Source organism: Clostridia bacterium (assembly GCA_017394805.1).
GTDB lineage: Bacteria > Bacillota > Clostridia > Christensenellales > CAG-1252 > RUG14300.
Genome location: JAFPXC010000011.1, coordinates 82137 through 92988 on the forward strand (window position 1 = coordinate 82137; position 10852 = coordinate 92988).

Annotated in this window: 8 protein-coding genes; 4 read left to right on the forward strand and 4 right to left on the reverse strand. The window is 51.6% G+C overall.

Features of this window, described 5'->3' with window-relative positions:
• Positions 1–123 precede the first annotated feature (123 nt).
• Positions 124–498 carry a hypothetical protein gene (locus tag II896_02805; GenBank protein ID MBQ4443575.1) on the forward strand — a complete coding sequence of 125 codons (375 nt, stop codon included), beginning with the start codon at positions 124–126 and terminating at the stop codon, positions 496–498.
• A gap of 45 nt (positions 499–543) precedes the next feature.
• Here II896_02805 and II896_02810 read toward each other — a convergent pair whose 3' ends face one another.
• From II896_02810 to II896_02825, 4 genes are all read right to left on the reverse strand, one after another.
• Complete coding sequence (locus tag II896_02810; protein MBQ4443576.1) at positions 544–981, reverse strand: leucine-rich repeat domain-containing protein; 438 nt, start codon at positions 979–981, stop codon at positions 544–546.
• A 309-nt stretch (positions 982–1290) separates the two neighbouring features.
• Positions 1291–1911, reverse strand: a complete 621-nt coding sequence (locus II896_02815) for a hypothetical protein (protein ID MBQ4443577.1) — start codon at positions 1909–1911, stop codon at positions 1291–1293.
• Positions 1912–1924: 13 nt separating this feature from the next.
• Positions 1925–2986, reverse strand: coding sequence for a hypothetical protein (locus II896_02820; protein MBQ4443578.1), 1062 nt, complete (start codon positions 2984–2986; stop codon positions 1925–1927).
• Between the two features lie 905 nt (positions 2987–3891).
• The gene (locus II896_02825; GenBank protein ID MBQ4443579.1) at positions 3892–6543 is read right to left on the reverse strand and encodes a pyruvate, phosphate dikinase; all 2652 of its coding nucleotides are present in this window, start codon (positions 6541–6543) and stop codon (positions 3892–3894) included.
• Positions 6544–6769: 226 nt separating this feature from the next.
• Between II896_02825 and II896_02830 the strand changes: the two genes are divergently transcribed.
• From II896_02830 to II896_02840, 3 genes are all read left to right on the forward strand, one after another.
• Entirely contained in the window at positions 6770–8179 is a 1410-nt protein-coding gene (locus tag II896_02830; GenBank protein ID MBQ4443580.1) for a tetratricopeptide repeat protein, read from the forward strand.
• 473 nt (positions 8180–8652) lie between these two features.
• Positions 8653–10623, forward strand: coding sequence for a tetratricopeptide repeat protein (locus II896_02835; GenBank protein MBQ4443581.1), 1971 nt, complete (start codon positions 8653–8655; stop codon positions 10621–10623).
• 33 nt (positions 10624–10656) lie between these two features.
• On the forward strand, positions 10657–10852 hold a 196-nt coding region (locus II896_02840; GenBank protein MBQ4443582.1), incomplete at its 3' end, for a tetratricopeptide repeat protein.

Here is a 10852-nt window from a genome sequence, read left to right on the forward strand (position 1 = left end):
AGATATATCGTAAAAAACTATATTGAAATATAATCGGCCTTTCGCCAAGATGCCACGACATGGTTTTATCAAACATTGTACCGTTCTATTGCAAAAAACGCGCCCATGTGGTATACTGTGAATATGGCAAACGCAAAGCAAAAGAAAAACGCGCATATATGCGCTCAATGCGGGCGCAAAGTCACGGGCAACACCGACGTGTGTCCGTGGTGTCACGCACCCATGCCCGACGCGGACAAAGCCCGCTGGACGGACGACAGCCCTTACGGCGTTTTGGCGCTCGTCTTCTCGGTGGTGCCCATCGTGGGCTACATCTTCGGCGCTTTGGCGCTCTCGCGCAACGCGGGACGACAGCGCACCATGGGCAAGATAGGGCTTACCATCACCTCTATCGTGCATTTCGGTTTGATTCTATTCGGCGTTTTGGCGCTCAATCTCTATATCGAGGCCGTCAAGACCGCCAAACTATCCGGCCTCATCGCCCAACTGATCACATAAAAAGTGTCGGCAAATCCCGCCGCTTTTATTTTTCTATCGCAAAGCCTAATATTGTATCACTTCGCCATCGGCCAAGTGCAACCGAAACGCCGCCGAATAGGGTTGAAATTCCGCGTCAAACGCTTTGTCCCATTGCTCCTTCGTCCCCGCAAAATAAACGTCCTCGAGATTATAGCAGTGGTCCACTATCTCGGGCATCAAGGTGACCAAGGGGTTGTCTATCCTGAGCACCTTCAATTCGGAGCAATCGAAGGCACGGCTCCCCACCCAAAAGACATTGCGGGGCAACGTGATCTCCTCCAACGCACTGCAATAGAAGGCCTTGTCTTCTATCTTCTTGACGCTAAGGGGCAAGCGCACCTTCCTTACCGCGCTGTTGGCGAAGGCATACGCGCCGATGACCGTCACGCCCTCGGGCACCACGACCTCCTCTTCACAGCACTCCACGACCAACAACACACCATTCTCTATCTTACACCTCATACGCACCTCACTCCCTATGATACTCCACTTTCGCTCCTCGGTCAAGGGCAAAGTTCACCTAAGGTAAACGAGATACTCGCTACGCAATGAATTGATTGCTCCGCAATCATGAATTGGCTACCGCCATGATTTCTTGCCTCCGCTCCATGAATTGGCTCCGCCATTGTGTATATTCCCAAACAAAAAGCCAAAGCATTTACCGCCTCGGCTTAATAATAACGTCACATCATTGCCCGCAAACCATTTATATCGTTTGTAAGTATAAATAGGCGCAGCAATGCATCCTCGGATATCGCACAATACGTTCCATTAAATTGCCAATCTGTCGAACAGTTCTCCAACGCGCGGCGACACGGCGCGATAGGCTTTCTGCTCGTCCCCCCGCCCGACAAGATAGTACATGCTGTTATCCTCTTGTTCGATATACAAATATAGTGTGACGCCGCCCTCGATATACCCCAACGTATGCTCACGCAAAAACCGTTGCGTTTCGTCATCTTCTTCGGCGGTCACGTTCACGCCCTCACCCTTTTCCGCATAAATGCCGATCATTCCGTGCGTTGTATCGGATACCGAGTTATAATCGACCGTGAACTCGCTCTCATAAAAATCGAACGTCTCGTCGCCCTTGAAAAGTTTGTCTATATATCCCATGGCCGCGTCGTGCGTCGCATATTCGTGCCTGGTATTGGACGACAACGCATGATACAAGCCCATATGGTGCGCTTCGATAGAAGCGACGTCATCCAAATTGATGCGTATTGCCACTTGTCCGTACCCATTTTCCAACAAGATGGCGTCCTCCGTCAAGGATAGACGATAATCGAAGTCATGCACTTTCTCAAGTGCCTGAGGTCGCTCTGTACAACCGAGCGAACAACACGTCGCCGTACACACAACGATAAAAAGTAAAACAATAATTCTTTTCATAATCATCTCCTATTTAATTCTCTTGCGGATCTATTCCATAGGGTTGCGGAATATTCCCATTGATTTTATACCTTCCGCCGCATTCTTGACATACGCGCCAGCCACCTACCGTGCGAAAATCGTGCGCTGCATGTTTCACATAACCACATTCGGAACAAGTTATTATATGATAATACTGATTGAAATCTACGGGCGCGGAAAAAGAATGATTGTTAGCCCCAATATAATCCCCGCATACACAAACATATGCGTGTTGCGTTCCGCTAATCACAGCCAGTTCACTATAATCATGGTTTTGAAGAATATAATCTCCACACTCGCAAATAACCATATGTTGGGTATTGTTATATGGTTCATAGTCCGTGTACATATGGGCACCATGCATTCTATAGTATTCTACATAAACTGTATCGTTATAATATGGACAATAGTCTCCCCTATGTCGATAAATACCGCACTGACCCCATTTAGAATTTACAACATACAAATCTAGGTCGCCACATACATTGTTTGATTCTCCGGATAAACGTTGTTCAATAATTCCCGAGTGAATGGGTACAATATTTGTGTTGTTACCATCTTCGTAACCATAATAGACTATAATATCTCCTTCCTCACCCGTAGAAACCACATAATCATGTGAAACTATAAAATTAGTTGGGTCATTTATCCAATATGGATTTAAATTAGATTGACTATACCAAGCATAGGAATGGCAATTATACCTATTAGAAGGGTTATCAATAAATTGTGCGTTAGGATATAGGATACTAATTGTTAGAATAAGCTCAGATATCATATCAGGTACCGGGTCATAATAGGCATCTATAAAAGCACAATTCCCAAACTCGTATTTTGAAAAGGCTTCAACTTTTATTGAATTAATCCTTGTAGATAAATACGTTATACCATTAATAACAACAGCATAATCTTTGGCGTAATTTTGGCCTAAAACATAAATCTCATCAGCGTTTGCTAAGTCAACATTAATAAATGAAATAGAAAACGTCAAGACGAGAATAATAACAAAAATAAATAATGATTCAAATAAATGTAAATTTGTATAAGTTTTCATAATACCCTCCAAAATACTTAAAAAATTATATGGTATTATATTTATTAAATTTTCATTTTTCAATCGTAAATGTCTTTGACTTTAGAATTATTGCAAAACTATTTCCAATTGTATCGCTAATTATTATAATTATAATAAAACATTATTCATTGTCAAGGGTTTCGACTTTTTTTAATTAAAACTTAATCTGCCGACATACTAAATCATATCATATAATAAACCGCGTATTATTATATAACAACTGTAAACAGATAAATGGTATATGGTTATTTATTTTGTAAAAACCCATCACTAATGTGACGAAACGTGTTGTTTCGCAACTCAATGTGTTTGGACTTATTAAACATTGTATAGAAATTGAATCTCATTACTTCCCATATCGGTTGATAATATTATACACCTCGGCTATGCGGGACTATAACGAGCCACACACTAAGCCGAGATTTTACCTTGGTCTTAAGATTAGTCATTATACCGCTATCCTCGTCTCTTACGTGCACTCCATCAACTGGCGGGAAACTGACTTTCATTTCAAACCAACGTTAATGAGGAATGAAAACGGGATAAATAGTGGGTATGCGAGCACACAAAAAGCCGAGGTTGCCCTCGGCTTTAAGAATATTTGTTTTTTCCTCGATTATTCCACATCTCAAAGCCCTTAACGGGGCACCAGCGAAGAAACTCTATATCAAGAATCCCAGAGCGGATACCTCAAACCCTCGTTAATGGAAGACTCATATCAAGAATCCCAGGGCGGATAATTACACTCAAAACCCCCGATAATGGGAGTCGAGAATGTGATGAATGCGTGGGTGTACTAACGAACGAGGGCAAACCCAATGTACTGACGTACATGGTCTGCACGAGAGAGCGGACAGCCCGCTCAGTCGCGCATTATCACCCCATTATCGGGGGTTTTTGATGTTGGCTTGGGCAGCAGCCAGACGCGCAATAGGCACACGGAAGGGGCTGCAAGAGACATAGTCCAAGCCGATCTCGTGGCAGAACTCGATGCTCGAAGGATCGCCGCCGTGCTCACCGCAGATACCGCAGTGAATGTCTTTGCGCTCCTCGTGACCCATCTTGACGGCCATCTTCATCAACTTGCCCACGCCCACGGTGTCCAAACGCGCGAAGGGATCGGACTCGTAGATCTTGGCGGCGTAGTAGCTCGGCAAGAACTTGCCCGCGTCGTCACGGCTGAAGCCGAAGGTCATTTGGGTGAGGTCGTTGGTGCCGAAGCAGAAGAACTCGGCCTCTTTGGCGATCTCGTCGGCGGTGAGGGCCGCACGGGGGATCTCGATCATGGTGCCCACTTCGTACTTCAACTGCACGCCCGCCTCTTTGATGACGGCGTCGGCGGTGGCGACCACGGTCTTCTTGCAGTACGCCAACTCTTTCACTTCACCGACCAAGGGGATCATGATTTCGGGCACGACCTTCCAATCGGGATGGCGTTTTTGCACGGCGATGGCGGCCTTAATGACGGCCTTGGTCTGCATGATGGCGATCTCGGGATAGGTCACGGCCAAACGGCAGCCACGGTGGCCCATCATGGGGTTGAACTCGTGCAGGCTGTCGCAGATGAGTTTGATCTCTTCCACGGTCTTGCCTTGGGCTTTGGCCAAGTCGGCGATGTCCTTTTCCTCGGTGGGAACGAACTCGTGGAGAGGAGGATCGAGGAAACGAATGGTGACGGGTTGACCTTTGAGGGCCTCCATCAAACCTTCGAAGTCGGCCTGTTGCATGGGCTCGATGGCGTCCAGAGCCTTGGTACGCTCTTCGACGGTCTCGGAGCAGATCATCTCACGGAACTTGTCGATACGGCCGGGGCCGAAGAACATATGCTCGGTACGGCACAGACCGATACCTTGGGCACCCAACTCGGCGGCGCGCTCGGCGTCGGCGGGAGTGTCGGCATTGGTGCGCACGCCCATTGCTTTGTACTTGTCGGCCAACTTCATGATGCGGCCGAAGTAACCGCTGTTGGGATCGGCGGGCACGGTCTTGATGATGCAGTCGTAAATATTGCCGGTGGAGCCGTCCAAGGACAACGCGTCGCCCTCGCGGAATATCTTGCCGGCCAACTCGAAGTATTTCTCTTCTTCGTGCATACGGATATCACCGCATCCGGACACACAGCAGGTACCCATGCCACGGGCGACGACCGCCGCGTGAGAGGTCTGACCGCCGCGCACGGTGAGGATACCTTGGGCGTACTTCATACCCTCGATATCTTCGGGGCTGGTCTCCAAACGAACGAGGATGACGTTCTTGCCGGCTTTGCCTTGCTCGACCGCGTCTTCGGGGGTGAAGACGATGGTACCGGCGGCGGCGCCGGGAGAAGCGGCGATACCTTTGCCGACCACGTTATTCTTGTCGGCGTCTTTCAGCGCTTTGGCGTCGAAAGTGGGGTGCAACAACATATCCAAGGTCTTGGCGTCGATTTGCAACAGGGCCTCTTTCTCGCTGATCATGCCCTCGTCGAGCAAATCGCAGGCGATACGGATGGCGGCGGCGGCGGTACGCTTGCCGTTGCGGCATTGCAACATATACAGTTTGCCGTTCTCGACGGTGAACTCCATATCCTGCATATCGCGATAGTGCTTTTCGAGCAACTCGCACACGTCGAGGAATTGCTTGTACGCCTCGGGGAACTTGTCCTTCATCTCGTCGATGTGCATAGGCGTGCGCACGCCGGCCACGACGTCTTCGCCCTGCGCGTTGACGAGGAACTCGCCCATCAAGCCGCGCTCGCCGGTGGCGGGGTTACGCGTGAAGGCCACGCCCGTACCCGAATTGTTATTGAGGTTGCCGAACACCATGGGCATGACGTTGACGGCGGTGCCCCAGCTGTAGGGGATGTCGTGGTCCATACGATAGACGTTGGCGCGGGGGTTGTCCCAGCTGCGGAACACGGCACGCACGGCGGCGTCCAACTGCTCCTTGGGATCGGAGGGGAAGTCCTTGCCGAGGGCCTCTTTGTATTTGGCTTTGAATTGGTCGGCCAAGCACTTGAGGTCTTGGGCGGTCAAATCCACGTCGAACTTGACGCCGCGGGCTTCTTTGAGGTCGTCGATAAGTTTCTCGAACTCTTTCTTGCTCACTTCCATAACGACGTCAGAGAACATTTGGATGAAACGTCTGTAGGAGTCATAGACGAAACGCTCGAACTTGGGATCGGGGTTGCCCTTGATCATAGCGGCGACCACTTCGTCGTTCAAGCCCAAGTTGAGGATGGTGTCCATCATGCCGGGCATGCTGGCGCGGGCACCCGAACGCACGGAGACCAACAAGGGGTTCTTCAAATCGCCGAACTTCTTGCCGTTGATTTGCTCCATGATCTCGATGTTTTTCATAATCTCGGCCATGATGTCGTCGTTGATGGTACGACCGTCTTCGTAGTATTGCGTACAGGCTTCGGTGGTGATGGTGAAACCTTGGGGCACGGGCAAGCCGATTTTGGTCATTTCGGCGAGGTTGGCACCCTTGCCGCCCAGCAATTCGCGCATTGAGGCGTCGCCTTCGGTGAACAGGTAAACATACTTCTTAGACATAAAACGTCCTCCTAAAAAAAATTCGTAAAATAGCGGGCTGTAAACCCAAATCCCATTATATACGAAAAACCGCAAGTTGTAAAGGTTTTATATAAAATATTTCCATACTTTTTCACGCATACGCATAGCGTACGCAAAAAAAATCACGCCGTTTTGCGGGATAGCAGATGACAAATCGCACGATACGACCTATATAAATTACGATTAAACGCAAAAAGGAGACGCAATGGATCAATCCGTTCTCGACAACATTCAAACGGAAAGAGAGGCAATACGCACCGAAGACGAACGCTTGGGCGCGGCCTCTTTCACCGCCAAACGTCAGATGGACAACGGGGCGGCGTACTACCGCTTGGCCTCGACTTGCTACGAGCACCGCGCGGAAGATCGCGCGGCGTACCTTTCACTTGCCGTTTCGCTGTCGCAAGAGGCAGTTATCGCCTACTCTACCGCGCAAGACCTCGGCGCGACGTCCGTATTGCCCGATAAGGGCAAAGCCAACTATTTGGCCGCTTTGTGCCAATGGGAACGCCGCCACCTATCCGCCGCTCTCACGCTCGCCAACGCCGCCCTCGCCGACTTCACGGCCATCAAACCCAAAGAGCCGAACGAGCACGCCCGCCTCGCCGAAACGCAATATCTTATCGCTGAGATACTGTACCTCGAAGAAGAATACGACCTTGCCGAAGCCGCCGTGCGCAAAGCGATAAAAGCCTACGGCGAAGCGGCGGCGGACGCTGCCGACTACACCCTTCCTACGGCAGATTGCTACCACACGTACGCCCGTATCTGCCTGCGAATAGAGAATTACGAAAAGGCGACGCGTTTTTGCAACGAAGCAATCAAGCGCTATACCGAAGCCAAAAAAGGTCACCGCAACAAGGACATAGTCCTACGCTTACTACAAGCGGAAGTGACGAGCGCCGAGATAACCTCTTTTACGCACAGCGTCCGCGCTTTCGTCACCTTGAAAACGCGGGAGATTATAACCGAAACCTTCAAACTATCCGATGAAAAACGTCGCGACCAAGCGAGTCGCGTGCGCGGGAAGGCGCAGTACGTCTGCGCCGTCAACGATTTTCGCCGCGAATACCGAGGCGGTATGAGTCAAAGCGTCGGCGAAGCCCTATCCACGAGCCAAGCGCTCAGCGCCGCCCATCCCGATGACCCCGTCTACCGCGAGGACTACGCCCAAACCCTCGTACTCCAAGCCGCCGTCAAGCGCAAGGAAGGCTGCTACGACGCCGCCGTCAAAGCCCTGCAATGCGCCGTCCACCATCTTCTCAAGGCGCAGAACGGGGACGAAGAAGCCTACTATCCCGACCTTGCCGCGGCCTACTTCGACCTCGGGCTCATCTACGTCCACCTGCACGATTACGCCGACGCCCGCGACGCGCTGCTTTCGGCCGTAGACCGCAGCCGCAAAGACCGCTCCTGCGCCTCGGCCAAAATCGCCGACAAACGCCTCGCGTGGGAATACTATCATTTGGGCGAATTGTATTTGACCATCCGACGCAAAGAGACCGCCCTCGCCTACTACCGTGCCGCTTTCGCCTCGCTCGCCGACTACGGCGCGCCCATAGAGGGGCTCACGCAAAACGTCAACCGACGCATCCGACAAATCCGAACCGAATGAAAGCCGATTCTTCAAGACAAACCGAACGACGAGATTTCGACCGCGTGCAAGAGGCGCTACGGCGCAACCCCGCCTTGTACCCCGAGGCGGAAGAAGCCACGCTCGTACGCCTTGCCGATCCGAGGCATTCGAGGAATCCTCACGCACGTCATTCCGAGGCATTCGAGGAATCCCATAAGTAGAGGCACCATCGCAAATCGCAGAGCGATTTATCTCGCATTGCGTAGCAATATCTCGCAGTTGGCTTTGCCAACTATCTCTCATTCGCCCTCGGCGAACCCACAACTCGTGCATAGCACGAACTTCACTCAAGGCTGTGCCTTGAACTTCACTGCGAAGCAACTTCACTTTCGCATAGCGAAAACTTCACCGTGCAAGGCGCGCTCACAACGCGCCTTTGCGCAAATCCCTATTGACATTTGTCACTTCCAATGCTATATGTATAGTAGCATCCAACAAGGAGGTTTCCACCAATGAAAAGAATCAAAATATTCATCGGCTCGTCCATCGTAGACCTGCGCGAGGAGCGCTTGGAACTGATGTCCTTCATCCAATCCCTCAACAACAAGTACGTTGACCGAGACCTGTTCATCGAAGGCTACGTCTGCGAGGAGACGGACTCCGCCATGCGCTTGGACGGCTCCCAAGCCCAACACAACGACTACATCAAGGACGATGCCGACGTGGCTATTTTTATGTTCTACCGCAAGGCGGGTGAGTTCACCTTGGAGGAACTCCGCCTCGCCCGCGAGGCGTTCCGCGCCAAAGGAAAACCGTCCGTTTACGTGTTCTACAAGGCGGCAGAGAACAAAGAGCCCGCCATCACCGAGGATATCAAACATTCCATCGACGTGGTCTTCAACGAATACGGTCACTACTACAAGATGTTCGAGCACACCGACACCATCAAGCTGGAACTCCTCCAAGCCCTCTCCGACTCCCTTCCCGGCAAGCCCGAACTGCTCGTCAAGGACGGCAACGTCCTCTTCGCGGGCGAGCCCGTCTCGGATATTTCCGCCGCCAACGTATTCGCCTACCAAAACAACCCCGAACTCCAACGGCTCAAGGACGGGATGGCGTCGGCGAAAGCCGCCATGCTAAAAGCATCCTCGAGCGGAGACTTCGAAGCCATGCTCCGCTACTCCAAGCAATACAACGAACTGGAGGAGACTTACCACACGTTGGAAAAGGACATCTTAGCTATGCTTATCTCCTTCACCAAGGAAAGCGCCAAGTCGGCTAAACCCAACCCCCGCCGTTTGCAAGCCCTGCGCCTACTGGAACTCGGCAAGGTCGCCGAAGCCAAGGAACTCATCACGCAAGAGGAGCTCAACCACCGCGCAGAAAGCATGGTTTCCCGCAAGAAACTTATCCTCGAGCAATTCCGCCAAGAGGAACTCGACCTCGTCGAGGATACCAAGATGCGCATTCAGGCCCTTTTGCTCGATACGTCCAACCCCGACCGCTTCACCCAAATAGAAGCGGCCTACGCCAATGCCTACCCCGCCGCCCAAGACGCCAAAGCGTATAAGTTTGTATTGGATTACATAGCCTATTTGTACAAGCAAAAACAATATACGCAGGCAATCCAAGTTGCCGAGTGGTTACACACGGCATATCAATCCGACGTGAATATCCAAGACGATGCAAAAGCGAACTTGTTGAACCTGCTCGGTATTCTCTACGACGGAAACGGCAGACCGCAAGAGGCTGAGAAACTCTACAAAGAAGCGTTGACTATCTACCGCCGTCTCGCAGACGAGAACCCCGCTGCATTCGAGGCCGATGTCGCCGATACCTGCAACAATCTCGGTAATCTCTACGCCGATAACGGCAAACCGCAAGAGGCTGAGAAACTCTACCTCGAAGCGTTGACTATCTACCGCCGTCTCGCAGACGAGAACCCCGCCGCGTACGAGGGCCGTGTCGCCATGACCTGCAACAATCTCGGTAATCTCTACGCCGATAACGGCAAACCGCAAGAGGCTGAGAAACTCTACAAAGAAGCGTTGACTATCTACCGCCGTCTCGCCAAGGAGAACCCCGCAACTTTCGAGGGCCGTGTCGCCGTTACCTGCAACAATCTCGGTAGTCTCTACAAAAACGGCAGACCGCAAGAGGCTGAGAAACTTTACCTCGAAGCGTTGACTATCTGCCGCCGTCTCGCCAGGGACAACCCCGCTGCATTCGAGGCCGATGTCGCTATGACCTGCTACAACCTCGGTAATCTCTACGCCAAAAACGGCAGACCGCAAGAGGCTGAGAAACTCTACCTCGAAGCGTTGGATATCCGCCGCCGTCTCGCAGATGAGAATCCTGCCGCGTACGAGGGCCGTGTCGCCGATACCTGCAACAATCTCGGTAATCTCTACAAAAACGGCAGACCGCAAGAGGCTGAGAAACTTTACCTCGAAGCGTTGGATATCCGCCGCCGTCTCGCCTAGGAGAACCCCGCAGCATTCGAGGCCGATGTCGCTATGACCTGCAACAATCTCGGTAATCTCTACAAAAACGGCAGACCGCTAGAGGCTGAGAAACTCTACCTCGAAGCGTTGGATATCCGCCGCCGTCTCGCCAGGGACAACTCCGCCGCCTTTGAGGCCGATGTCGCCACTACCTGCAACAATCTCGGTAGTCTCTACGCCAAAAACGGCAGACTGCAAGAGGCTGAGA

Bases quoted from the DNA above. Each gene is read 5' to 3' on its own strand.
- II896_02805 (MBQ4443575.1), top strand. From the start codon at position 124: ATGGCAAACGCAAAGCAAAAGAAAAACGCGCATATATGCGCTCAATGC.
- II896_02810 (MBQ4443576.1), bottom strand. From the start codon at position 981: ATGAGGTGTAAGATAGAGAATGGTGTGTTGTTGGTCGTGGAGTGCTGT.
- II896_02815 (MBQ4443577.1), bottom strand. From the start codon at position 1,911: ATGAAAAGAATTATTGTTTTACTTTTTATCGTTGTGTGTACGGCGACG.
- II896_02820 (MBQ4443578.1), bottom strand. From the start codon at position 2,986: ATGAAAACTTATACAAATTTACATTTATTTGAATCATTATTTATTTTT.
- II896_02825 (MBQ4443579.1), bottom strand. From the start codon at position 6,543: ATGTCTAAGAAGTATGTTTACCTGTTCACCGAAGGCGACGCCTCAATG.
- II896_02830 (MBQ4443580.1), top strand. From the start codon at position 6,770: ATGGATCAATCCGTTCTCGACAACATTCAAACGGAAAGAGAGGCAATA.
- II896_02835 (MBQ4443581.1), top strand. From the start codon at position 8,653: ATGAAAAGAATCAAAATATTCATCGGCTCGTCCATCGTAGACCTGCGC.